At 64.0% G+C, this 24,921-nt stretch carries 21 protein-coding genes; 10 read left to right on the top strand and 11 right to left on the bottom strand.

Annotated features, from left to right (window positions below):
* Window positions 1–5: 5 nt before the first annotated feature.
* Together FJ430_RS00650 and FJ430_RS00645 are read right to left on the bottom strand one after the other, a co-directional pair.
* Window positions 6–905 carry a LysR family transcriptional regulator gene (locus tag FJ430_RS00650; RefSeq protein ID WP_140647077.1) on the bottom strand — a complete coding sequence of 300 codons (900 nt, stop codon included), beginning with the start codon at window positions 903–905 and terminating at the stop codon, window positions 6–8.
* 90 nt (window positions 906–995) lie between these two features.
* Complete coding sequence (locus FJ430_RS00645) at window positions 996–1,370, bottom strand: VOC family protein (protein ID WP_140702595.1); 375 nt, start codon at window positions 1,368–1,370, stop codon at window positions 996–998.
* Between the two features lie 207 nt (window positions 1,371–1,577).
* On the opposite strand from FJ430_RS00645, the gene FJ430_RS00640 reads away from it, so the two are divergent.
* On the top strand, window positions 1,578–2,753 hold the full coding sequence (locus FJ430_RS00640; protein WP_140702597.1) for an Mrp/NBP35 family ATP-binding protein: 1,176 nt from the start codon (window positions 1,578–1,580) through the stop codon (window positions 2,751–2,753).
* A gap of 19 nt (window positions 2,754–2,772) precedes the next feature.
* On the opposite strand, the gene FJ430_RS00635 is transcribed toward FJ430_RS00640, so the two are convergent.
* The gene (locus tag FJ430_RS00635) at window positions 2,773–3,222 is read right to left on the bottom strand and encodes an SRPBCC family protein (protein WP_140702599.1); all 450 of its coding nucleotides are present in this window, start codon (window positions 3,220–3,222) and stop codon (window positions 2,773–2,775) included.
* A 150-nt stretch (window positions 3,223–3,372) separates the two neighbouring features.
* Between FJ430_RS00635 and FJ430_RS00630 the strand changes: the two genes are divergently transcribed.
* Together FJ430_RS00630 and FJ430_RS00625 are read left to right on the top strand one after the other, a co-directional pair.
* Window positions 3,373–5,178, top strand: a complete 1,806-nt coding sequence (locus tag FJ430_RS00630) for an IlvD/Edd family dehydratase (RefSeq protein WP_140702601.1) — start codon at window positions 3,373–3,375, stop codon at window positions 5,176–5,178.
* Window positions 5,179–5,304: 126 nt separating this feature from the next.
* Entirely contained in the window at window positions 5,305–5,703 is a 399-nt protein-coding gene (locus FJ430_RS00625; RefSeq protein ID WP_140702603.1) for a hypothetical protein, read from the top strand.
* 62 nt (window positions 5,704–5,765) lie between these two features.
* Here the strand turns inward: FJ430_RS00625 and FJ430_RS00620 are convergent, their stop codons facing one another.
* Together FJ430_RS00620 and FJ430_RS00615 are read right to left on the bottom strand one after the other, a co-directional pair.
* Window positions 5,766–7,355, bottom strand: coding sequence for a trimethylamine methyltransferase family protein (locus tag FJ430_RS00620; protein WP_140647083.1), 1,590 nt, complete (start codon window positions 7,353–7,355; stop codon window positions 5,766–5,768).
* 218 nt (window positions 7,356–7,573) lie between these two features.
* On the bottom strand, window positions 7,574–9,067 hold the full coding sequence (locus FJ430_RS00615; protein ID WP_140647084.1) for a PLP-dependent aminotransferase family protein: 1,494 nt from the start codon (window positions 9,065–9,067) through the stop codon (window positions 7,574–7,576).
* 447 nt (window positions 9,068–9,514) lie between these two features.
* On the opposite strand from FJ430_RS00615, the gene pgi reads away from it, so the two are divergent.
* Together pgi and FJ430_RS00605 are read left to right on the top strand one after the other, a co-directional pair.
* Complete coding sequence (gene pgi, locus FJ430_RS00610; protein WP_413467854.1) at window positions 9,515–11,122, top strand: glucose-6-phosphate isomerase; 1,608 nt, start codon at window positions 9,515–9,517, stop codon at window positions 11,120–11,122.
* Window positions 11,123–11,127: 5 nt separating this feature from the next.
* Window positions 11,128–11,853 carry an HAD family hydrolase gene (locus FJ430_RS00605; RefSeq protein ID WP_140702607.1) on the top strand — a complete coding sequence of 242 codons (726 nt, stop codon included), beginning with the start codon at window positions 11,128–11,130 and terminating at the stop codon, window positions 11,851–11,853.
* Here the strand turns inward: FJ430_RS00605 and FJ430_RS00600 are convergent.
* Complete coding sequence (locus FJ430_RS00600; protein WP_140702870.1) at window positions 11,850–12,485, bottom strand: class I SAM-dependent methyltransferase; 636 nt, start codon at window positions 12,483–12,485, stop codon at window positions 11,850–11,852. The genes FJ430_RS00605 and FJ430_RS00600 overlap by 4 nt on opposite strands.
* Window positions 12,486–12,556: 71 nt before the next feature.
* Complete coding sequence (locus FJ430_RS00595; protein WP_140702609.1) at window positions 12,557–14,533, bottom strand: long-chain fatty acid--CoA ligase; 1,977 nt, start codon at window positions 14,531–14,533, stop codon at window positions 12,557–12,559.
* A gap of 459 nt (window positions 14,534–14,992) precedes the next feature.
* On the opposite strand from FJ430_RS00595, the gene FJ430_RS00590 reads away from it, so the two are divergent.
* The 5 genes from FJ430_RS00590 to FJ430_RS00570 are packed head-to-tail and all read left to right on the top strand — an operon-like array spanning window position 14,993 to window position 20,250.
* On the top strand, window positions 14,993–16,591 hold the full coding sequence (locus FJ430_RS00590) for an ABC transporter substrate-binding protein (RefSeq protein ID WP_140658321.1): 1,599 nt from the start codon (window positions 14,993–14,995) through the stop codon (window positions 16,589–16,591).
* 50 nt (window positions 16,592–16,641) lie between these two features.
* Complete coding sequence (locus FJ430_RS00585) at window positions 16,642–17,649, top strand: ABC transporter permease subunit (protein WP_140702611.1); 1,008 nt, start codon at window positions 16,642–16,644, stop codon at window positions 17,647–17,649.
* Complete coding sequence (locus FJ430_RS00580) at window positions 17,650–18,558, top strand: ABC transporter permease subunit (RefSeq protein ID WP_140647090.1); 909 nt, start codon at window positions 17,650–17,652, stop codon at window positions 18,556–18,558.
* Entirely contained in the window at window positions 18,558–19,409 is an 852-nt protein-coding gene (locus FJ430_RS00575) for an ABC transporter ATP-binding protein (RefSeq protein WP_140658317.1), read from the top strand. The genes FJ430_RS00580 and FJ430_RS00575 overlap by 1 nt, the downstream gene beginning before the upstream one ends.
* Before the next feature lie 13 nt (window positions 19,410–19,422).
* Entirely contained in the window at window positions 19,423–20,250 is an 828-nt protein-coding gene (locus FJ430_RS00570) for a dipeptide ABC transporter ATP-binding protein (RefSeq protein ID WP_140702613.1), read from the top strand.
* Window positions 20,251–20,461: 211 nt separating this feature from the next.
* On the opposite strand, the gene FJ430_RS00565 is transcribed toward FJ430_RS00570, so the two are convergent.
* The 4 genes from FJ430_RS00565 to FJ430_RS00550 all read right to left on the bottom strand — a co-directional run bounded on the left by FJ430_RS00565 (window position 20,462) and on the right by FJ430_RS00550 (window position 24,741).
* A complete protein-coding gene (locus FJ430_RS00565; RefSeq protein ID WP_140702615.1) occupies window positions 20,462–21,751 on the bottom strand; it encodes a cysteine desulfurase-like protein in 1,290 nt (429 codons plus the stop codon).
* A gap of 42 nt (window positions 21,752–21,793) precedes the next feature.
* Window positions 21,794–22,468 carry an amino acid ABC transporter permease gene (locus FJ430_RS00560; protein ID WP_140647094.1) on the bottom strand — a complete coding sequence of 225 codons (675 nt, stop codon included), beginning with the start codon at window positions 22,466–22,468 and terminating at the stop codon, window positions 21,794–21,796.
* Between the two features lie 186 nt (window positions 22,469–22,654).
* Window positions 22,655–23,452 (bottom strand): ABC transporter substrate-binding protein, encoded by a 798-nt coding sequence (locus FJ430_RS00555; protein WP_140702617.1) that lies wholly within the window; start codon window positions 23,450–23,452, stop codon window positions 22,655–22,657.
* 89 nt (window positions 23,453–23,541) lie between these two features.
* A complete protein-coding gene (locus FJ430_RS00550; protein WP_140702619.1) occupies window positions 23,542–24,741 on the bottom strand; it encodes a pyridoxal phosphate-dependent aminotransferase in 1,200 nt (399 codons plus the stop codon).
* Window positions 24,742–24,921: the final 180 nt, after the last annotated feature.

Here is a 24,921-nt window from a genome sequence, read left to right as displayed (position 1 = left end):
CTAGCCTAGCGGTGGCGGCGGAAATCGTCCGCCAGCGCCATCGCCTCGTCCAGCAGCGCCTGCACCAGCGGCGTGTGCGGCTCGCGCGGCGCCGCCACCAGCCCGACCGTGTGGCTGGCATCCGGCTCGACGATGGGGATGGCTCGGATGGGCTCGGAAAAGCCGAACGTTTCCGCAAGGTTGAGCGGCATGATCGATGACCATTTGCCTGTACGGATATGCGAGAAGAGAACGATCATAGAATTGGATTCCAGCGTCGGCCGCACCTGCACGCCGGCTTCCGCCAGGTGCTGGTCGATGATGCGCCGGTTCTGCATGTCCGGCGTCAGCAGGCAGAGCGGCAGCTGGCTGATCTCGGCCCACGACACTTTGTCGCGGTCGGAATAAGGGTTCCCGACCGCCGTGATCAGCTGGTAGCGCTCGTCATAGAGCGGCACGCTGGTGACGCGCCCGAGCGGCTCGTTGTCGAGATAGGTGATGCCGGCATCGACATCGAAATTGCCGAGCAGCGACAGCACTTCGATCGATGTGCGCGACAGCACCGAAAAGGTGACGCCCGGATGCTTTTCGCGGAATGGCGTCGTCAGCCGCGCCACCATGGCCAGCGCCGTCGGGATCGCCGCGATCCGGATGCGCCCGGACAGACCGTGGCGCGCCGCCCGCATCTCCTCGCGCATGGTGCGCGAGTCGCCGACGATGCGGCGCGCCCAGCCCAGCACCTGCTTGCCTTCCGGCGTCAGGCCCTGGAAGCGGGAGCCGCGCAGCACCAGCATGACGCCGAGCTGCCCCTCGAGCTGCTTGATGCCGGCCGACAGCGTCGGCTGCGTGACGCCGCACACCTCCGCGGCCCGGCCGAAATGCTCCTCCTTGGCCAAAGCGATGAAAAATTCCAGTTTGTCGATCATCGACGCAAACTATCGAGCGCCGAAAGCCTGCGCCAGATAGGCTGTTGCGATCGGGCACAATCTTGACGTCGACCGACAACCCCGGCGCTTTTATCCAACCAGGTTGAGGATATTGCCGTCGGGGTCCTTGAACCAGGCGACCTTCATGCCGTCGCCGACATGGATGTCGCCTTCAAGCGTCAGGCCCGGCATCTCATAGTGCTCGAAGCTGACGCCTTTCGATTTCAGCGACTTGACGATCGGCCCGATCTGGTCGCCGACCGTCCATGTCACCGCTGTCGCCTTGTTGGTGCCGGCGAACTGCGAATGATAGACGTTGATGAGCGTGTCGCCGCTTTTGTAGACGATCAGTTCGCCGCCCATGTCGTCCACTTGGCTGAGGCCTAGCGTTCCTTCATAGAAAGCCTTGGCCCTTTCCAGGTCCTTCACTGCGAGATTGGCTGTCGCATTGCTGTTTTGGAGCATGACGGTCTCCTTCACAGATTATCGTGATGGCAATCGAGATAGCGCGGATAGGTCGTTTGACCATGGCCGAGGCCCGGACCTCGACCCCGGTTGGCAAATCCGACACCATCCGTCGCTTTCCGGGCACGCCGGGCGAGCCATTGCGCCACGGCTTGGTTCTGCCGGGAAACTGCACTATCTGGAACGCCAAAGCCCCGAGGAAAGATCATGACCGTTACCAAGGAATCCGTCGTCGAGCGCCTGAAGACGGTGAACGGGCCGGACTTCACCGGCAACATCGTCGATCTCGGCATGGTCTCGGAGATATTCATCGCCGATTCGAAGGTCTTCTTCTCGATCACCGTTCCCGCCGCCCGCGCCCAGGAGCTCGAGCCGCTGCGCGCCGCCGCCGAACGCGCGGTGAAGGCCATCCCCGGCGTCGCCAGCGCCGTCGTCGCGCTGACGGCGGAGAAGAAGGGCGGCGGCATGGAAGCGCCCGTTCCGGCACGCCCGGCTGCTCCGCGGCCCGCCGCTCCGCCGCCGGCGCCGCAGCGACCCGCGCCGCACGCGCCCGCATCGCAGAGCCACGGCAAGCGCGGCGTGCCCGGCATCGACGCCATCATCGCGGTCGCCTCCGGCAAGGGCGGCGTCGGTAAATCGACCACCGCGGTCAATCTGGCGCTCGGCCTTGCCGCCAACGGGCTGAAGGTCGGCGTGCTCGATGCCGACATCTACGGCCCGTCGATGCCCAGGTTGCTCAACATCCACGGCCGGCCGCAGACCGTCGATGGCAAGGTGCTGAAGCCGATGCAGAATTACGGCCTCAAGGTGATGTCGATGGGCTTCCTCGTCGATGAGGAGACGCCGATGATCTGGCGCGGCCCGATGGTGATGTCGGCGCTGACGCAAATGCTGCGCGAGGTCGAGTGGGGCCCGCTCGACGTGCTGGTGGTCGACATGCCGCCCGGCACCGGCGACGCCCAGCTAACCATGGCCCAGCAGGTGCCGCTCGCCGGCGCCGTCATCGTCTCGACGCCGCAGGACCTCGCCCTGATCGACGCCCGCAAGGGCCTCAACATGTTCAAGAAGGTCGACGTGCCGCTGCTAGGCATCGTCGAGAACATGAGCTACTTCCTCGCTCCGGACACGGGCAAGCGCTACGACATTTTCGGCCATGGCGGCGCGCGCCGCGAGGCTGAGCGCCTCGGCGTCACCTTCCTCGGCGAGGTGCCGCTGGAAATGGGCATTCGCGAAAGCTCGGACGCCGGCACCCCGGTCGTCGCCTCCAAGCCGGACGGCGCAGAGGCGAAGATCTATCGCGATATCGCCAGCAAGGTCTGGGAAAGGGTCCAGGAGGAGCGCGGCGCTGCCGAAGCCGCCGTGCCGAGCATCGTGTTCGAATAACCCCCTTTCCTTTGAGGGATCAGGCGCCGACCTTCTCGCCGAATGTCGAGAAGAACTGTCCTGCCAATTTCTTCGATGTCGATTCGATCAGCCGGCTGCCGAGCTGCGCGATCTTGCCTCCGACCTCGGCCTTGGCTGCGTATCTGAGCACTGTCGAGTCCGCCCCGTCGGCGGTCAGCGTCACGTCGGCGCCGCCCTTGGCGAAGCCGGCGATGCCGCCCTTGCCTTCGCCCTGGATGGTATAGGAATGCGGCGGCTTGAGGTTCTTCAGCGTGACTTCGCCGTTGAAGGTCGCCTTGATCGGGCCGATCTTCAGCACCACGGTCGCCGCCATCTCGGTGTTCGAGGTCTTTTCCAGACTCTGGCAACCGGGAATCGCCACTTTCAGGATTTCCGGGTCGTTGAGGGCTTCCCACACTTTCCCGATGGGTGCGGCGATCCGCTCCTCGCCTTCGATCACCAAAGCCATCAAGACCTCCCGGATTGCTGATGCTGGTCGGTCGTAGCGCGCGGCCCGAAACAAGTCTATCGCACCAAAGTCCGGGTCCCGGCAGCGCCTGCCTCTTGCCTGCATGAACGCATTGTCCTATCGATTTGTCATACAAATACGGAGACCACCATGGCAGGCGCCCCCACCAGGAAGAAGAAATTTCGCTCGCAGGAGTGGTTCGACAATCCCGACAATCCAGGCATGACGGCGCTCTATCTCGAGCGTTACCTCAACTACGGCCTGACGCGCGCCGAGCTGATGTCGGGCAAGCCGCTGATCGGCATCGCGCAGACCGGTTCCGACCTTTCGCCCTGCAACCGGCATCACATCGAGCTTGCCAAGCGCGTGCGCGAAGGCATCGTCTCGATGGGCGGCATCCCGTTCGAGTTCCCGTGCCATCCGATCCAGGAGACCGGCAAGCGCCCCACCGCCGCGCTCGACCGCAACCTCGCCTATCTCAGCCTCGTCGAGGTGCTCTACGGCTATCCGCTTGACGGCGTCGTGCTCACCATCGGCTGCGACAAGACCACGCCTGCGCTGCTGATGGCTGCTGCGACCGTCAATATTCCGGCGATCGCGCTGTCGGTCGGCCCGATGCTCAACGGCTGGCACAAGGGCAAGCGCACCGGCTCCGGCACCATCGTCTGGGAATCGCGCCAGCGCCTGTCGGCCGGCGAGATCGACTATGACGAGTTCATGGACATCGTCGCCTCCTCGGCGCCGTCAACCGGCTATTGCAACACCATGGGCACCGCCACCACGATGAATTCGCTGGCCGAGGCGCTCGGCATGCAATTGCCGGGCTCCGCTGCCATTCCCGCGCCCTATCGCGAGCGCGGCCAGATCGCCTACGAGACCGGCAAGCGCATCGTCGACATGGTGCATGAGGACCTGAAGCCGTCCGACATCATGACGCGCGAGGCCTTCGAGAACGCCATCGTCGTCAACTCGGCCATCGGCGGCTCTACCAACGCGCCGATCCACCTCAACGCAATCGCACGCCATCTCGGCGTGCCGCTCGACAATGACGACTGGCAGAAGATCGGCCTCGACATCCCGCTCCTGGTCAACCTGCAGCCGACGGGCGAGTATCTCGGCGAGGACTATCACCATGCCGGCGGCGTGCCGACGGTCGTCGCCGAATTGATGAAGGGCGGCCTGCTGCCGCATCCCGATGCCATCACCGCCAACGGCAGGTCGATGGGCGACAATTGCCGGGATGCCGTCAACGAGAATCACGACGTCATCCGCAGCGCCGACAAGCCGCTCAAGGCCAATGCCGGCTTCATCAACCTCAAGGGCAACCTGTTCGATTCCGCCATCATGAAGACCAGCGGCATCTCGCCCGAATTCCGTGAGCGCTATCTCTCCAACCCGAACGACCCGGAGGCCTTCGAGGGCAACGCGATGGTCTTCGACGGGCCGGAGGATTACCACGCCCGCATCGACGATCCGGCGCAGGGCATCGACGAGCACACGATCCTGTTCATGCGCGGCGCCGGTCCGGTCGGCTATCCGGGCGGCGCCGAGGTGGTCAACATGCAGCCGCCTGCCTACCTGATCAAGAAGGGCATCCACGCCCTTGCCTGCATCGGTGACGGCCGCCAGTCCGGCACGTCGGGTTCTCCGTCGATCCTCAATGCCTCGCCTGAAGCCGCGATCGGCGGCGGGCTGGCGCTGCTCAAGAGCGGCGACCGCGTCCGCATCGACCTGAAAAAGGCCACGGCCAATATCCTCGTCAGCGACGAGGAGATCGCCAAGCGGCGCGCCGCGCTGCAGGCCAATGGCGGCTATCACTATCCCAAGCACCAGACGCCCTGGCAGGAGATCCAGCGCGGCATGGTCGACCAGTTCTCGGCCGGCATGGTGCTGAAGCCGGCGGTGAAGTACCAGGACGTCGCCCATACCAGCGGCGTGCCGCGCGACAATCACTGAATTCCGGCTTGGAGAAATCAAGGGGCGGCTTGCGAAGCGCAGCCGCCCCTTTCTTGTGCCCTTGTTTCAGCCGCACGGCGCATCCAGATAGGCGTCGTACAAGCTGGTTGAGGACACAGGATCATCATGGCCAGGCGGCGCTCTTCCCTCGGCTTTCTCGGCATGTTCGGTCGCTCCGGCGACTTGCGCCAGCTCGACGACGCGTTGCGCGCGGCCGACCTGCATCCGGCTTTGGTGCCGGAAGGAGTGAAGCTTACCATCGTCAATCTGATGAACGACCGCTGGCCCGATGAGCCGCCGGCAGGCGCCTATCAATCCGTGGCGCAGCTCTGCGGCTATTGCGTCGCCGGGCCGCAGGTGTTCGAGCAGGCCAACGGCCGCGAGCCGACATTGGAGGTCGAGCGCCGCATCGAAGCGGCGCTTGAGGCCGGCGACAGTCTCGACGCGCAGATCGTGCTGATGACGCTGCACGCCAAGCTGATCAACGCCGAGGTGGTCGAGCGCTATGGGCTGAGCGCGGAATGATCCGACGAACAGGATGCGTTGAGATTTCGGTCAGGCCGGCCTCACCGGAATATCAATGCGTCCTAGCCGCCCATCTTGTTGCGCGGCAACTTGATCATCTCGCCGAAGCGCGCGCGCAATTTGTCGTCGAGCAGGCGCGAGACGTGGCGCGGGAAACGCTCGGCAAGCACGCGCTTCTTCTCCGCGATCGCCCGCGACAGGATGTCGGGCCGGCCCTTTTCGTTCCATTCCTTGGGCGAGAAACGGTCGCCGACGGCGGGATAGAAATACTCGGTCTGCATCAGCTTCAACGTCTGATCATTGCCGAGATAGTGCCCGGGACCCTTCATGCAGACATCGGCGATGGTGTCGATCGACAGCGCCTCGTCGGTCACCTCGATGCCGCGCACGCAGCGCAGGCAATGACCGAGCATGTCGTTGTCGATGATCAGGCTTTCCAGGCAGAAGCCGAGCAGCGAGGCATGCATGCCAGCTGACTCATAGACGAGATTGAGGCCGGCAAGACCGGCCATCACGTCGGTGATGCCCTTTTCATAACCAGACTGGATGTCGGGCAGTTTCGAATCCGTCATGCCGGCGGCCGAACCACCCGGCAGGTCGTAATATTGCGCCATCTGCGCGCAGGCCGCGGTCAGCACCGCCTGTTCGGCCGAGCCGCCGGACATGGCGCCGGTGCGGAGGTCGGAAACGAACGGCCAGGTGCCGAAGATCGCCGGATGTCCAGGCTTGATGGCATTGACATAGACCAGGCCCATCAGCACTTCCGCCACCGCCTGCACGACGGCTCCGGCAATCGCCGCCGGCGCGGTGGCGCCGGCTTGTCCGGCCGACAGAAGCAGGATCGGAATGCCGCCTTCGACGCAGGCCTCGAGCACGCCGCAGGCGTCCTCGGCGAACTTCATCGGCGGCACGACGAAGCAGTTCGAGTTCGACACGAACGGCCGCGCCCGGAAATTCTCCTCGCCGCCGGCGATCGCATAGAGCATTTCCAGCGCCGGCTTGACGTTCTCGCGCACGGTGAACGAGGTGCCGACATGCTTGGATGTCCCCATCACGCAGGCATAGAGCGTGTTGAAATCCATATCGAGCGGATCGGGAATGTCGCGCGGCACCATGGTGCGCTGGAAGAAATGGATGTTGTCGAGCCCGTCGACGAGACGGGCCGCGTCGTAGAGATCCTGCAGCAGCGATTCGCGGTATTCGCGCTTCTCGACGTCGACCAGATGCACCGCCGCGCCCGCCGTGCCGTAATGCACGCGTTTGCCCTGGATCAGCATGTCGTGCTTCGGATCCTGGCCGTGGAGGGTGAAGTTGCGCGCGGCCTTCTTGATCGTGTCCAGCACCAGCGCGCGCGGCAGCCGGATGCGGCCGTCGTCGCCATAGGTGCCGCCGACCCGGGTCAGCGCCTCGATGCAGGACGGGATGGCGTTGGCGAACCCGACCGTCTCCAGGAGCGTCAGCACCGCTTCGTGGATGCGCTCGCGATCGTTCTGGCTCAATGGTCCGTAGCTGCCGCCCTCGAGGCCTGCCCGGACCGGCCGGATGTCGTCGGCTAAAGGCGCTGCCCGCATTGCACGACGCGCTTCGCGCCCGCCGGAACGCCGCGAACGCTGGTCCGACGACGCTTCCTGCTTCTCGAAAGCCACTGACATGGAAGCACTCCACCTTTTGTCTTTGTCTGCGAAGCTGGCGCGGCGGTTGGTCCACCATCGGCCTGCCTCGTCCCCTTCTGGCCCCGACTATGCCGTCGGCATTGGTGCAGCCTATGAGCCAGCCAATCCCGTCGAATATGCCAGATTTCTAAAGCGATAAGGGCGCCCAAACAAAAAGGGCCGGCGCAGCGCCGGCCCTTTTTGGAAGTCTGTGGCGGTCAGGCGGCCGCAGGCCTGCGGCCGGCGGCGGTGGCGAGTTCGCGGATGCCCGGCTCGATATGCTGCAGCGAGATCGAGGAGATGCCCAAGCGCATGAAACGAGAGGGCTTTTCGCTGCGGTCGAAGAACCGGTCGCCGGGTTCGATGATGACGCTGCGCGAAGCGGCGGCTTCGGCAAGGCCACGTGAATCGGTACCGCGCGGCCCTTCCAGCCAGAGCGATGTGCCGCCCGCCGAGTCGGTCGAGCGCCATTCTGGCAGGAAAGCGGAAATCGCATGGACCAGACGCTTGCGCCGTTCGTCGAAGGCGGTGGAAAGCCTGCGCACCAGCGCCTCGTGATGGCCGAGCGACAGGAACAGCGCAACGGCGCGCTGGTTGTTCGCCGGCGGGTGTCTGAGCATGAAGCGGCGCAGCGCGCGAAGCTCGGCGATCAGCCCGGCCGAGGCCACGATGTAGCCAAGCCTGAGACCCGGAGCCAGCGTCTTCGACATCGAGCCGACATAGATGACGCGGCCGGAGCGATCGAGGCTCTTCAGCGCCTGCTGCGGCGCCTCGTCGAGCAGTTGGCTGTCATAGCCGTCCTCGATGATGATCTGGTTGTTGCGGTTGGCGCGCGCCAGAAGATCCTGCCGCCGCTCCGCCGACAATGGCACCATGGTCGGGCAGTGGTGGCTGGGCGTGACGAAGACGAAGCCGGAATCGCTGGGGATCGACGAGGTCACAATGCCCGACTGGTCGACCGGGACCGGCTGGATATCGGCGCCGGCCAGCCGGAAGATCGAGCGGGCATCGGGGTAGCCGGGGTCTTCCATCGCCACTTTCGAGCCCTTGGTCATCAAGAGCGTGGCCAACATATAGAGCGCGTTCTGCGCCCCCAGCGTCACGATGATCTCGTCCGGATTGGCGAAGATGCCGCGCCGCGGCAAAAGCCTGGCCTGGATCTGCTCGATCAGCAGCGGATCGTCGCGGTCCACCATGTCGGACGCCCAGTTGCGGATCTCGAGCACCGCCAGCGCCATGCGGTTGCACTCGCGCCATTCGGCGGTCGGAAACAGCGCCGGATCGAACTGGCCGTAGACGAACGGATAGGAGGACTTGATCCAGTTGTCGTGCTTGGCCGGCGGCGGCATGTCGCTTGCGGCGATCTGCCGGCGCGCCTTCCAGTCGATCTCGTTCTGCTGGTCCGGCGCCTTCTGGTGCGGCTTGGCGGGAGTGGCCAGCACGTCCGGATTGACGAAATGGCCGCGCCGTTCGCGCGCGACCAGGAAGCCCTGGTCGACCAGCTGCTGGAAGGCGAGCACCACCGTGCCGCGGGCAACCCCAAGTTTTTCCGCGAGAATGCGGCAGGACGGCAGCGGCATCGAGGCGGCGATCTGTCGGTCGAGAATGGCCGCGACGATCGCTTGGCGGATCTGCGCCTGAAGGGTTTGGCCGGATTCAGCCGAAATCCGGAACAGGCCGGACCATATGGCCGTGTCATTGCGCTGTGGCATGGGAAATCTTCCTCGGATGGCCAGCTGTTTTCTCTTGGCTGGACCAGTGGAGTGTATGGGTGGCATAAGGGGTTGCGCCAATCAATTTTTCTGATCGCTGGGATTTATGCCAGTGATCTATCAAGCGCGACGCGGAGCGTCGTCGCCACACGTTAAGGCGCGACGCGCAGCGTCGTCGTGGCATCACCCCAAGCGCGATGCGCAGCATCGTCGCCTCGCGATGCGCAGGATCGTCGCGGCGAAATTCCCGCCTCCTCACCGTCCAATATCACCTCTCATCAAAGCGTGACGAGGTGCGTCACCGCCACCGCTTGAACGAAATGGAAATCGGCTCGATAGAATGACGCGCCGACACGCGCCGGAAACATCCGGCCTGTTAAAATGGTTTAAAAACCCGCCAGGAGCCCGCCAGTGGATCAGTCAAGCTTCGACAAGCAGGTCGCCGCTCTGCGTGAGCAGCGCGCGGCGGCCAGAGGCACCATGCGCGAGGCCTTCGCCGCCGATCCCAAGCGCTTCGAGACATTCTCCGCCACCGATGGGGATCTTCTGCTCGATTGGTCGAAATGCGCGGTCGACGCAAGCACGATGACGATGCTGGAAAAGCTCGCGGGCGCGGCCGATCTCGCGGGACGCCGCGCCGCAATGTTCGAAGGCAAGAAAATCAACATCACCGAGAACCGCGCCGTGCTGCACACCGCGCTGCGCAACCTGACCGGCAAGAGTGTGATCGTCGACGGTCAGGACACCAAGGCCGACGTGATTGCCGTGCTCGACGCCATGGGCGCCTTCGCCGACGCCATCCGCTCCGGCAAGGCGCCTGGCGCCACCGGCAAGAAGATCACCGACATCGTCAACATCGGCATCGGCGGCTCGGACCTCGGCCCGGCGATGGTGACGCTGGCGCTAGCGCCCTATCATGATGGGCCGCGCGCGCATTATGTCTCCAATGTCGACGGCGCCCACATCCATGACACGCTGAAGGGCCTGTCGGCGGAAACGACCTTGTTCGTCATCGCCTCCAAGACCTTCACCACGGTCGAGACGATGACGAATGCGCAGACGGCGCGCGATTGGGTGCAGAAGGCGCTTGGCAAGGAAGCGGTCGGCAAGCATTTCGCCGCCGTCTCGACCGCGCTCGACCTCGTGGCGAAGTTCGGGATCGAACAAGACCGCGTCTTCGGCTTCTGGGACTGGGTGGGCGGCCGCTACTCGGTTTGGAGCGCCATCGGCCTGCCGGTGATGATTTCCGTCGGCCCGCGCAATTTCCGCGCTTTCCTCGATGGCGCACATGAGATGGACGAGCATTTCCGCACCGCGCCGATGCAAAAGAACCTGCCGGTGCTTTTGGGGCTCATCGGCTGGTGGCATCGCGTCGTCTGCAAATATCCGGCCCGTGCCGTCATTCCTTACGACCAGCGCCTGTCGCGCCTGCCGGCCTATCTGCAGCAGCTCGACATGGAATCGAACGGCAAGAGCGTCACGCTGGACGGCACCGCGGTCGCCACACCGACCGGTCCGCTTGTCTGGGGCGAGCCCGGCACCAACGGCCAGCATGCCTTCTTCCAGCTCCTGCATCAGGGCACCGACTTCATCCCGGTCGAGTTCCTCGCCGCGGCCGTCGGTCACGAGCCTGAACTGAGGCACCAGCACGATCTGCTGCTCGCCAACTGCCTGGCGCAGTCGGAAGCCTTCATGAAGGGGCGAACGCTGGAAGAGGCGCGCGCGCAGATGCTGTCCAAGGGCATGAAGCCGGCCGACGTCGATCGCATTGCGCCGCACCGCGTCTTCTCGGGCAATCGCCCCTCGCTGACCATTCTCTATAGAAAACTCGATCCGCGCACGCTGGGTCGGGTCATCGCGCTTTACGAGCATCGCGTCTTCGTCGAGGGCACGCTGTTCAACATCAATTCCTTCGACCAATGGGGTGTTGAGTTGGGCAAGGAATTGGCGACCGGCCTGCTGCCTGTCGTGGAGGGTAAGGAGACTGCCGCAAAACGCGACGCCTCGACTGCCGGACTGGTGGGACATATCCACCAATTGCGTGGCGCGGAGTAAAAGGATTGGCGGATATCAAGGGAATATTGTTCGACAAGGACGGCACGCTTGTCGACTTCAACACAACCTGGCTCGGCGTCGCCGACTTCATGGCGATGGATGCCGCCGAGGGCGACCGCTGGAAAGCGGATCGGCTGCTTGCCGCCGCCGGCTTCGACTTCGTCACGAAACGCTTCAAGCCCGATTCGATCTTCGCTTCCGGCTCGAACATGGACGTCGTCGAGCTCTGGTTCCCGCGTCTGTCCGAGGAGGACCAGATGCACGCCGTTTCCCGTTTCAACGAGATCACTTCGGTGCAGGGGTCGGCTATGGCGGTCGCGCTGCCGGGCGTCATCGACTCGCTGCGGACATTGCACAAACGATCCTATCGGATGGGCGTTGCCACCAACGATTCGACCAGCGGCGCCGAAAGGACGCTCGCTACGCTGGGCATCGCGCAGCTCTTCGATGCCGCCTTCGGCTACGACGCCGTTGCCAATTCCAAGCCGGCGCCCGACACGGTCGTCGCTTTCTGCGACCTGACCGGGCTAAAACCGGGCGAGATCGCCATGGTCGGCGACAATCGCCATGACCTCGAAATGGCGCGCGCCGGCGGCTGCGGCCTGGCGGTGGGCGTTCTCTCCGGCACCGGCACGCGCGACTCGCTGGCGCCGATGGCGGACGCCGTTCTGGATTCGGTTGCCGACCTGCCTGATTTCCTGGCCGCGCGGGTGAACGTCCCGGCGGGCTAGCCACGTTCCGCCACGAAAGCGAACACGGCGCTGGGCCTGGGCACGCTGCCGCCGTTTCCGCCGACATCCGGCACCTGGTATTCGCCGAGCAGGCAAAGCCGTGGCCTGGGCAGCCAGGCGCGGCCGGGGTCGCCGACCAGCACGTCGATGCCGGCGGCGAGGCAGCGGTCGAGGAACGGCATCATCCGCTGCCCCACATCCTGCGCGTAGAAGACGTCGCCCGCCAGCACCAGCTCGACCGCCGGCGGCGGACCGGCGGTAATGTCCTTGCCGACGATCTCGATGGCGACGCCATTTGCTTGCGCGTTGAGGCCGAGCGCCACAGCGCCGTTGCGGTCTATCTCCGCCGCGATCACCGCGCGCGCTCCGGCCTTTGCCGCCGCGATGCCGACCAGCCCCGAGCCGGCGCCGAGGTCGAGCACCCGCTTCCCGGCGACGATCGACGGACGGTCGAGAATATAGCGGGCCAGCACCGCGCCACCGGCCCAGGCATAGGCCCAATAGGGCGGCTGTGGCTCGGTCGCGTTTCCGTCGCTGTCGTCGTCCGGTTCGAGCAGCCGCCGCAGTCCGCTGCCGGGATGCGCCTGATGGAGCTGGATCTCCGGCACTGACGGCACCGGCGCCAGCCGCATGTTCGCCTTGATGAATTCCGCCGGATCGAGCCGCTCGCCTCGCTCACGTGTCTTGCCGGCGGAAGGATCGCTCAAGCCTGGTCCCGCAGCGCCCGCCGCAGGATCTTGCCGACCGGCGTCTTCGGCAGCTCGGTGCGGAACTCGATGAATTTCGGCCGCTTGTAGCCGGTCAGGTTCTCGCGGCAATAGGCCATCAGCGCCTCGACGGTGAGCGCCGGGTCCTTCTTCACCACGAACAATTTAGGCACTTCGCCGGAATGCTCGTCCGGCACGCCGATCGCCGCCACTTCGAGCACGCCCGGGTGATGCGCCACCACCTCTTCCAATTCGTTGGGATAGACGTTGAAGCCGGAGACCAGGATCATGTCCTTCTTGCGGTCGACGATCTTGGTGTAGCCGCGTTCGTCCATGAAGCCCATGTCGCCGGATTTGAAGAAGCCGTCCTTGGTCATCACCTTGGCGGTCTCGTCGGGCCGGTTCCAGTAGCTGGCCATCACCTGCGGGCCGCGGATGCAGATCTCGCCCACTTCGCCGAGCGGCACGTTGTTGCCATCGTCGTCGCGGATGGCGATTTCCGTCGAAGGCAACGGCAGGCCGATCGTGCCGGTGAAGTCGCTGGAGCTGAACTTGTTGGCGGTCGCCACCGGCGAGGTTTCGGACAGACCGTAGCCTTCGCTCACCGGGCAGCCGGTCAGCGCCTTCCAGCGTTCGGCGACGCCCTTCTGCACCGCCATGCCGCCGCCCAGCGTCAGGATCAGCGGCTTGAAGTCGAGCTTGCGGAACTCCTCATTGTTCAGCAGCGCGTTGAACAGCGTGTTGAGGCCGGGAAAGATATGCATCGGGTATTTCGCCAGTTCCTTGACGAAGCCCGGAATGTCACGCGGGTTGGGGATCAGTACGTTCTGCGCGCCCTGCTGCATGCCCATCAGCGCGTTCACCGTCAGCGCGAAGATGTGATAGAGCGGCAGCGCGCAGATGAAGTTGAGATGCGCCGGCTTGGGCTTCACCGTATAGGCGTCATCCACCCAAAGCGAATTCTGCGCGACGTTCGAAAGCACGTTGCGATGCAGCAGCACGGCGCCCTTCGAGACGCCGGTGGTGCCGCCCGTATATTGCAGGAAGGCGATGTCGTCGCCTGAGACCATGGGCGGCTTGAAGGCGATGGTCGCGCCGGTCTTGAGCACGGCGTTGAATTTGACATGGCCGGGCAGCGACCATGCCGGAACCATCTTCTTCACCCGCCGCACGACGAGGTTGACGATGGTGCCCTTGAGGCCGCCCAGCATGTCGCCCATCGCCGCGACGATGACATGCTTGACCGGCGTCCTGGCGATCACCGCCTGCAGCGTGCCGGCGAAGTTTTCGAGGATGACGATCGCCTGCGCGCCGGGATCCTTCAACTGATGCTCCAGCTCGCGCGGCGTGTAGAGCGGATTGACGTTCACCACCGTGTAGCCGGCGCGCAGGATGGCCATCATCGCCACCGGATATTGCAGCACGTTCGGCATCATCAGCGCCACGCGCGCGCCCTTCTCCAGGCCTCTCGCCTGCAGGTAGGCGCCGAACGCGGCCGACAGCCGCTCGAGCTCGGCATAGGTCATCGACTTGCCCATGCACACGAAGGCCGGCTGCCCACCGAATTGCTTGCAGGCGCCGACTAGGAAGTCGCCGATGGACTTGTAGGGCAGGGCGCCGATCTCGGCCGGCATGTTCTTCGGATAGCTTTTCAGCCATGGCTTTTCCGGCAGGCCGACGGTGAGCTCGGTGATCGCTTTCGGCAGGCCTTTCGAGGCCGGTCTGGCGGTGGTCGGCTTGGCGGCCTCCGCTTTTGCGGTTGCCGGCTTGTCCACTTTCGCGGCTGCGGCCTTGGACTTTGCCGCTGCCGGTTTGGCGGTGGCTGGTTTCGCGGCGGACTTGGCGGGCGCAGGCTTTGCTGCCGCCTTTGCCTTCGGCGTGGCTGCGGCCTTCATAGCCTTGGGCGCATCGCTTCCGGCGGCGGCCTTGGCCCTTGCTTTCGCCGCGGCTGTCGTCTTGGCTGCTCTTGCCACCTGTCTCTCCCTGTCGCCTTCTATCCGGGCGCCCGCCTCCAACGAAGCGTCCTCCTCGCCGGTTGCGGATTTTCCGGAAATCCCGCCCATCGTCTATGTATTGCCTCTATCGGCGACCGTGCAAGCCTTGCCCCGGCGGCAATGCGGGGAAAGATTTGCAGTCGAAATGCTGTGCTTCGATCGCCTTCCGCATCGTGCTTGGACGGAGGGCGATTCCGGGCAGTCATGCCTGACGTCGCCATTTCGAAAGGCGGCCGATCAATAAAAAATCGCCATCGTTAATAATGTCGTGAGCAGAAAAAACTGCTAACTTTTTCTGCATTTGGAGCAAAAGCTAGATTCTTTTCCCGCTTCCCATGGGGTACGCAAACGAGGTGTTCCAAAGGCGAAGAAACGGTGCTTATATGCGCCCTTCGCGAGCCTGATAGAGGGGCTTGAGAGAACATCAGGGAGTGCTCAATGAAAAAGACAATGACTTTTGCAGCCGCGTTGCTGGCTGCAAGCGTCCTCAGCGGCATGGCCAGTGCTAAGACGCTCGTTTATTGCTCGGAAGCGTCGCCGGCCAATTTCGATCCGGGTACGACGACCGGCGGTAACGACTTCGACGCGTCTTCGCGCACCGTCTATTCGCGACTGGTCGAATTCAAGCACGGTGGCACCGAGATCGAGCCTGGTCTGGCCGACAAGTGGGAAATTTCCGACGATGGCCTGGTCTATACTTTCCATCTGCATCCGGGTGTGAAGTTCCAGACCACCGACTATTTCAAGCCGACGCGCGACCTCAACGCCGACGACGTCGTCTTCTCCTTCGATCGCCAGTTCAACAAGGAGAATCCGTGGAACGGCGACAAGTATCTGCCGAACCTCACCTGGGACTATTACACCGGCATGGACATGCCGAAATACGTCGCCAAGTGGGAGAAGGTCGACGACCTCACCGTCAAGCTGACGCTGACCGAGCCAAACGCGCCGATGCTGGCCAATCTCGGCATGGACTTCGCCTCGATCGTGTCGAAGGAATATGCCGACCAGTTGCAGAAGGACGGCAAGATGGCCGACTTCTCGACCAAGCCGATCGGCACCGGTCCGTTCCAGTTCGTCGACTACCAGCTGGATTCGGTCATCCGCTATGCGGCCAATCCCGACTACTTCAAGGGCAAGGAAAAGATCGACGATCTCGTCTTCGCCATCACGCCTGACGCGACCGCCCGCATCCAGAAGGTGCTGGCTGGCGAATGCGACATCGCGCCCTATCCGAACCCGGCCGACATCGCCACCATCAAGGCCAACAAGGACGTGACCCTGATGGATCAGGCCGGCCTGAACATCGGCTATATGAGCTACAACACCACGATCCCGCCGCTCGACAAACCGGAAGTGCGTCATGCACTCAACCAGGCGATCGACCGGGAAGCCCTGATCAAGTCGCTGTTCCAGGACGCCGGCGCCACCCCGGCCGAGAACCTCATCCCGCCGACCATGTGGTCGTGGGACAAGGACGTGAAGACCGACGCCTACAATCCGGATGAGGCCAAGAAGGTGCTTGAGGCTGCCGGGCTGAAGGAAATCCAGCTCTGGGCTGCCGACCGCGTTCGTCCCTACAACCCGAACTTCCAGCGCGCGGCCGAGCTGATCCAGGCTGATTGGGCCAAGGTCGGCGTCAAGGCGAACATCGTCAACTATGAGTGGACGAAGTATCGCGAGGAAGGCAAGAAGAAGGACCGTCCCGGCGCCTTCCAGATCGGCTGGACCGGCGACAATGGCGATCCGGACAACTTCTTCGCCACTCTCTTCGCCTGCTCCGCCATCGGCGTGTCGAACTACTCCAGCTGGTGCGACAAGGACTTCGAGGACCTGATCCAGAAGGCCAAGAAGACCAGCGACCAGGCCGAGCGCACCAAGCTCTATGAGCAGGCGCAGGTGATCTTCGCCAAGGAAGCGCCCGCCTTCCTGCTGGCCCACAGCCAGGTCTATTCGGTCGTTCGCAACAACGTCACCGGCTACAAGATGGACCCGCTCGGCATTCACCGCTTCGACGGCGTTGACAAAGCCGAATAAGATTGCGAACGGGGCGGCGTAAACTTTAGCGCCGCCCCATTCCATTCAAGATGCTCCGATATCTTCTCAACAAAATCGCCCTCCTGATCCCGACCCTTGTCGGCATCACCATCTGCGCCTTCGCGTTCGTGCGACTGCTGCCCGGCGACCCGATTCTTGCCATGGCCGGCGAGCATGGCGTCGCGCCCGCCCGCTATGAAGAGCTGAAGCAACAGTTCGGCTACAATCTGCCGATTTGGGAGCAATACGCTCGCTATGTCGGTGAGGTCGCCACCGGCGATTTCGGCGTCTCCATTTCCTCCAAGCGCCCGGTGCTCGAGGAGTTCAAGACACTCTTCCCGGCGACGCTGGAGCTGTCCTTCTTCGCCATGATCTTCGCCATGGTCCTCGGCATCCCGGCCGGCATCTTTGCCGCCGTCAAACGCGGCTCCTGGTTCGACCAGTCGCTGATGGGCACGGCGCTTGTCGGCTATTCCATGCCGATCTTCTGGTGGGGCCTACTGCTCATCATCTTCTTTTCCGGCTATCTCGGCTGGACGCCGGTCTCGGGCCGCATCGGCCTGCAGTTCTTCTTCAAGCCGATCACCGGCTTCATGACGATCGACACCTTGCTCTACGGCAAATGGGACGCCTTCCGCTCGGCGCTCAGCCATCTCGTCCTGCCGGCGATCGTGCTCGGCACCATTCCGCTGGCGGTGATCGCGCGCCAGACGCGCTCGGCCATGCTGGAAGTGCTGGGCGAAGACTATGTCCGCACCGCGCGCGCCAAGGGCCTTTCGGCGGGCCGCGTCATCGGCGTGCATGCGCTGCGCAACGCGCTCATCCCGGTCGTCACCACCATCGGCCTGCAGGTCGGCACGCTGCTCGCCGGCGCCATCCTCACCGAAACCATCTTCGCCTGGCCGGGCATCGGCAAGTGGATGGTCGATTCCATCTTCAAGCGCGACTATGTCGTCGTGCAATCGGGTCTGCTGTTGATCGCCCTCATCGTCATGGCGGTGAACCTCATCGTCGATGTGCTCTACGCCGTCATAAACCCACGCATCAGGGCGGCATAAATGAGCCAGACCGAAATCGCCCCGATGGCCGCCGGCAGCCCGGATCGCCTCACCGGCCTCAAGACCTTCTGGCACTATTTCTCGGTCAACCGCGGCGCCGTCATCGGCCTGTTCGTCTTCATCCTGTTGGTTCTGGCTGCCCTCTTCGCGCCGCTGCTCGCGCCCTATGCGCCCGACGTGCAGGACAAGACCGCGTTCCTGCGGCCTCCGGCCTGGCAGGATGGCGGCTCGACGCAATATCTGCTCGGTACCGACCCGGTCGGCCGCGACATCCTCTCGCGCCTGCTCTACGGCGCGCGCTTCTCGCTGCTGATCGGCGCGGTGGTGGTCACGCTGGCGCTCACCGGCGGCATCACGCTCGGCCTGCTGGCGGGCTATTTCCGCGGCTGGGTCGACGTCGCGATCATGCGCGTCATGGACCTGATCCTGGCCTTCCCGTCGCTGCTCTTGGCGCTGGTGCTGGTCACCATCCTCGGCCCCGGCCTGTTCAACGCCATGCTGGCGATCGCGCTCGTCCTGCAGCCGCATTTCGCCCGTCTGGTGCGCGCCGCCGTGATGGCCGAGAAGAGTCGCGAATATGTCGTGGCGGCGAAGGTCGCCGGCGCTGGCCATATCAGGCTGATGCTTGCCACCATCCTGCCCAACTGCCTGGCGCCGCTGATCGTCCAGGGCACGCTGTCCTTCTCCAACGCCATCCTGGAAGCCGCAGCGCTCGGCTTCCTCGGCCTTGGCGCCCAGCCGCCGACGCCGGAATGGGGAACCATGCTTGCCTCGGCGCGTGAATTCATCCTGCGCGCCTGGTGGGTGGTGACCTTCCCGGGTCTCGCCATCCTCATCACCGTGCTTGCCATCAATCTCGTCGGAGACGGGCTGCGCGATGCGCTCGATCCCAAGCTCAGGAGGTCGTGATGGCGCTGCTCGACATCCAGAATCTCGTCGTCGAATTCCAGACCGCATCCGGTCCGTTCCGCGCCGTCGACGGCGTCTCGCTCCATGTCGACGAACGCGAGGTGCTCGCCATCGTCGGCGAATCCGGCTCCGGCAAGTCGGTGTCGATGCTGGCCGTGATGGGCCTGTTGCCTTGGACCGCCACCGTCACCGCCGACCGTATGACCTTCAACGGCCGCGATATGTTGAAGATGAGCCCGACCGATCGCCGCAAGATCATCGGCAAGGATATTGCCATGATCTTCCAGGAGCCGATCGCCAGCCTCAATCCCTGCTTCACCGTCGGCTTCCAGATCGAGGAAGTGCTGCGCTTCCACATGGGCATGGACAAGGCCCAGCGCCGGGCGCGCGCCATCGAGCTTTTCAAGCAGGTCGGCATTCCGGAACCGGAGGAGCGGCTCAATTCCTTCCCGCACCAGATGTCGGGCGGCCAGTGCCAGCGCGTCATGATCGCCATGGCGATCGCCTGCAACCCAAAGCTTTTGATCGCCGACGAGCCGACCACCGCGCTCGACGTCACCATCCAGAAGCAGATCCTCGACCTGCTGGTCTCGCTGCAGGCCAAATACGGCATGGGCCTGATCATGATCACCCACAATATGGGCGTGGTGGCCGAGACCGCCGACCGCGTCATCGTCCAGTACAAGGGCCGCAAGATGGAAGAGGCCGACGTGCTGTCGCTCTTTGAATCGCCTAAGAGCAACTACACGCGCGCGCTGCTCTCGGCGCTGCCGGAGAACGCCGTCGGCGACCGGCTGCCGACCGTCTCCGACATGCTGTTCGAGCCGGCGCCCCAGGGAGCTAGTACATGACCGGAGCCGGCGCATGACCAAGGTCGTCGAAGGCAAGGACATCAAGCGCGACTACCATGTCGGCGGCGGCCTGTTCCGCGGCGCGCGCACCGTGCACGCGGTGAAGGGCGTGTCCTTTAGCGTCGAGAAGGGCAAGACGCTGGCCATCGTCGGCGAGAGCGGCTGCGGCAAGTCCACGCTTGCCCGCATCATCACGCTGATCGATCCGGCCACCTCCGGAGAACTCTTCATCGACGGCAACAAGGTCGACATCGCCAGGGATGGCTTGTCGAAGGAAATGCGCCGCAAGGTGCAGATCGTCTTCCAGAATCCTTATGGTTCGCTCAACCCGCGCCAGAAGATCGGCGACGTGCTCGGCGAGCCGCTCTTGATCAACACCGACAAGCCGGTCGAAGAGCGCCGCGACCTGGCGATGAAGATGCTGAAGAAGGTCGGCCTCGGACCGGAGCATTACAACCGCTACCCGCACATGTTCTCTGGCGGCCAGCGCCAGCGCATCGCCATTGCCCGCGCGCTGATGCTGAATCCGAGCTTGCTGGTGCTGGACGAGCCGGTCTCGGCGCTCGACCTTTCGGTGCAGGCGCAGGTGCTCAACCTGCTCGCCGATCTGCAGGACGAGTTCCAGCTCACCTATGTCTTCATCAGCCACGACCTCTCGGTGGTGCGCTACATCGCCGACGACGTGATGGTGATGTATTTCGGCGAAGCGGTCGAATATGGTCCGCGCGATGAGGTCTTTTCCGACCCCAAGCACGCCTACACCAAGACGCTGTTCGCCGCGACGCCGCGCGCCGACATCGCGAGCATCAAGGCGAGGTTGGCGAAGAAGAAAGCGGCGTAAGCCCCGCAGGTCGTCATTCTAGGGCGGAGCGCTGCGAAGCAGCGCGCAGACCCTGGAATCCATGCCGTTACCTAGATGGCGAGCGCGGCGGAGCAGAATTCTGCACCGTTGCGGCGCTCGCGTGTCACGGAATGGATCCTCGGGTCTGCGCCGCGTCGCTTCGCTCCTTGCTTCGCCCGTGGATGACGACGCCGAGCTAATTGCGCTCCGCCTACGCCAACTTCGCAATAATCGCCCGCAGTGCCTCGCCGAATTTGTGCACTTCCTCCACCGTGTTGTAGTGCACCAGCGAGGCGCGGATGGCGCCGCTGTCCATCGACAAATTGAGCCGCTTCATCAGCCGCGGCGCGTACATGTGGCCGTCGCGGATGCCGATCTGCATAGCCGCCATCTCCTCGACGATCCGCTGCGGCGACAGCGTGCCGATGTTGAAGCAGAAGGTCGGCACGCGCTCGTTGATGCGCGCCTCGTCGCCGACGCCGTAAATCGTGGCATTGCAATCCTTCAACGCCTTCAGCATCTCGCGCGCCAGCAATAGCTCATAGTCGCGGATGGCGCCCATGCCGGCGATGATGTTGTCGCGCCGCGAGCGGTTGTTGGACGGCGCAAGATTGCGGCCGATCAGCTCCAGATACTGCACCGCCGCGTCCATGCCGGACACGTTCTCGTAGATGAAGGTGCCGGCCTCGACCTTGTAGGGCGGCTCGTCGGGGATGAAATCCTCGCGGAACGTCGGTAGCCGCTTCAGCGTTTCGAAGCGGCCCCACAGGAAGCCCATATGCGGCGAGAAATTCTTGTAGCCGGAGCAGACGAGATAGTCGCAGTCCCAGGCCTGCACGTCCATCAGTCCGTGCGGCCCGTAATGCACGCAGTCGAGGAACACTTCGGCGCCTGCCGCATGCGCGATCCTGGCCACCGAGGCGACATCGACGATCGAGCCGATCGAATGCGCCGTCACCGTGCAGGCGACGAGGCGCGTGCGCTCCGACACCAGCGGCTTGAGATCGTCGACATGCAGATTGCCGTCCTCGCGCATGCGCCACCATTTGAACTTGGCGCCGACGGATTCCAGTGCCAGCCAGGTGGCGATGTTGGCGTCATGGTCCATGTCGGTGATGACGATCTCCTCGCGTCCCCCAACCGCGTCATTGGAAAGCATCTGGCCGATGCCGAGGCTGACCAGGCGGATGAACGATGTGGCGTTCATGCCGAAGCAGATTTCGGACGGGCTGTAGGCATTGATCAGCAGCGCGACGCTTGTCCGCGCCTCGGCCACCGACTGGTCGACGGTGACGCTGCGGCCATAGCGGCCGCCGCGCTGCACATTGTGCGACACCAGATGGTTGGTCACCGCGTCGAGCACGCTTTGCGGGATCTGCGCGCCGGCGGCGTTGTCCATGAAGATGAAGTCGCCGGCACGCTGCAGCGCCGGGAACATCGCCCGAATCTTTTCGACGGGGAACGCGGCGGCGTTCGCATTGTCTGTCTGATGCTTGTTCACGGGTAAGCTCCTGCGAAGGACTTGGATAGGGACTGGTTGGCGTCAGCGCGTCTTCTCTGTCTGGAAGCGGCGCTCGAGCAGGCTGACGAGGCGAACCATCGGCCAGAGGAAGATCAGATAGACCAGCGCCGCGCCGATCAGCGGTGACGGGTTCGCGTAGAGCGACTGCGCATTGGTCGCTTCCTTCAAGAGTTCCGGCAGCGCCACGGTCGAGGCGAGCGAGGTGTCCTTGAACATCGAGACGCAGTTGCTGGTCATCGGCGGGATGACCACGCGGATGGCTTGCGGCAGCACCACTTTGCGCAGAGTGAGCATGAACGGCAGGCCGAGCGCCTGCGCCGCCTCGAACTGGCCCTTCGGAATGCTCTCGATGCCGGAGCGGAACACTTCGGCCGAATAGGCCGACATGATGATGGCGAATGCCGTCACGGCGGACGCCCAGGACGACAGGCGGATGCCGAGGAAAGGCAGCGCGTAATAGATCAGGATCAGCACGACCAGCACCGGCAAGGCGCGGAAGATGTCGGTGTAGCCGATGGCGAGCCAGCGCAACGGTTTCGGCGCGTAGAGCCGCACAAGGCTGATCGCCAGCCCCATGACGATGCCGATGACGATGCTCATAATTCCGAGCAGCAGCGTGTTGAGGAAGCCGCGCAGCAGCGCCGGCAGGCTCGACGCGATAACGTCGGGATTGAAGAAGGTGTCGATTAGCGACATGGGGTGTTCCCGAACCGTGTCAGAGCAATTCCAGGAAACGTGTGAAACGGTTTTCCGTCCGGAATTGCGTAAAAACGAGGGTAGAGGCCCGAAACATCAGATCAGCTCTGCCCTGCGGTTCCGGGAGAAAGGAAACGAGCCGTGCGGGCCTCGAAAGCCGACACGGCTCGTTTTTCGTCAGCCCGCTCAGGCCTTGGGCAGCGGCATTTCCTTGACCGTCGAGGAGTCGGCCGGCGCGTCGGTGCCGAACCACTTCTTGTGGATGGCGGCCAGCGTGCCATCCTTCTTCATCGCCGTCAGCGCGTCATTCAGCTTGCCGAGCAGCGGATGGTCCTTGGTCATCATCAGCCCGTACTGTTCGCCGGTCTTGATGCGCTGCTTGACGACGAGGTCCTTCATCTTCTGGAAGGAGTACTGCATGCCGGGGATGTCGCTGACGGCGGCGTCGACGCGGCCGGCGCTGAGGTCGAGCAGAAGGTTCTGCTGCGTGTCGTAGCCCTTCACATCGCTGAAGCCGTCGGCTGCCTGGTGGTCCTTGACCCAGGTCTCGCCGGTCGAGCCGGACAGCACGCCGACGACCTTGCCCTTGAGATCTGCCTCGGCGTTGATCGCGCTGTCGGTCTTGGTGGCGATGCCCATGTCGGAATCATAATAGGGCTGCGTGAAGGACTGCGACTTCAGCCGCTCTGCCGTGATGGTGATCGAGGAGATGGCGACGTCGATGCGCTTGGAGGTGGTGGCCGCGAACAGCGCCTGGAAGCCGAGATCGGCGATGTCGGTGGTCATGCCGATGCGCTTGGCCGCCTCGTTGACGATGTCGACCTCGAAGCCTTCGAAAGTGCCGCTCTCGTTCTTATATTCGAAGGGCGGGTTGGTCGGGTAGGCACCGACATTGAGCACATCGGCGGCATAAGCGGTGGCGGGGCCGGCGGCGATGCCGATGGCGGCGGCCAGAACAAGCAGGTTGCGACGCGTAAAGCTCATTTGGTTTCCCTCTGGGTCTTCCCTCTGGTTGTTGATCGGGCAGGGCTGACCCCGCACGGTTTCTTGCCGTCCCGCCTCCCAGCGGGGCGTCAATTCATGGCGGCGACCATGCGGGTGAGCGCGGTCGCTATCTGGTCGCGGTCGCGGCAGACGCACATTCTGAGGAATGCCGTTGCCGAGCTTCCGAAGAGATGGCCGGGCGCCAGCCCGACGCGGGCCGTCTCCAGGATCCTGGCGCAGGCTTGCCGGGCGTCGCTTTCACCCTCAAGCGCAAAGAAGGCATACATGCCGCCGCGCGGTTTGGTCGGCAGGATGATGCCTGGGATTTGCGCCAGCCTGTCATAGGCAAGGTCGAGGCCGGTCCTGATCCGCTGTCTGATTTCCTCGACCAGCGGCTCGCCCTGCCGGATCGCCGCCACGGCGCCGGCCTGGATCGGGGCCGCGGTGCCGCTGTTGATATATTGCGTCATCGCGCCGAGTTGGTCGGCAACGCCTGAAGGATGGGTCAGCCAGCCGATGCGCCAGCCGGTCATCGCCCAGGCTTTCGAGAAGCTGTTGACCGACAGCACCCTGTCGCCGTCCTCGGCGATCTGCAGGATCGAGGGCGCGACGTCGCCGTCGAAATAGAGCCGGCCATAGACCTCGTCGGAAATGATCCAGATACCGGTGCGCCGGCTGAAGTCGAGCAGCGCTTGCATCTCTTCGCGCGTCGCCGTCCAGCCGGTCGGGTTGGACGGCGTCGACAGGAAGATGGCGCGAGTGCGCGCGTCGCAGGTGGCGAACAGCCGGTCGAGGTCGAGCCGCCAGTCATCCTTGAAGTCGAGCGAGAACGGCCGCGGCTCGCCGCCGATCAGGTGGATCGCGTTGTGGATGTTCGGCCATTGCGGCGCGACATAGACGACGTTGGTGCCTGTATCGACCAGCAGCTCGAGCGCAAGGTACAGCGCCTGCATGCCGCCCGGCGTCACCGTGGTCCGCGCGATCGGGATCGAACGGCCATGAATGCGCGTCTGGTATTCCGACAGCGCCTCGTTCAGCGGGCCGTGCCCACGCATGTTGGGAACGTAGAAAGTCAGGCCCTCGTCGAAAGCGGCCTTCGCCGCGTCGCGGATGAAGGCGGGCGTCACCATGTCGCCCTCGCCGTACCAGAGTGCGATGACATCGCCGAGCTCTCGCGCGCGAACCGCCAGGTTTGCGATGTTTTCCGTGTGCAGGTCGCGAATTTGCGCCCGCACGCCATCGAAAGCATAGCGCGCGCTGGACGACGACTGGGGCAACACAAACGACAAGGACTGAAACCCCCTTCCACCAACGATGGACCGACCGGAAAAGCCCCTCCGCCACGGCAGTCGCATCAGCTTCGGATGCTATCCAAAGCGCGGCGCTTTTCAAGGCAAAAGTTTTAAGCTTAAAAAGTTGGCTGGCCTGTCGCTTCGCCGATACGCCTTTTGACCGCGATCGTCATTAGG

Origin of the sequence: Mesorhizobium sp. B2-8-5 (assembly GCF_006440675.2) — a bacterium.
GTDB lineage: Bacteria > Pseudomonadota > Alphaproteobacteria > Rhizobiales > Rhizobiaceae > Mesorhizobium.
This window is presented reverse-complemented; position numbering and strand designations above follow the sequence as displayed.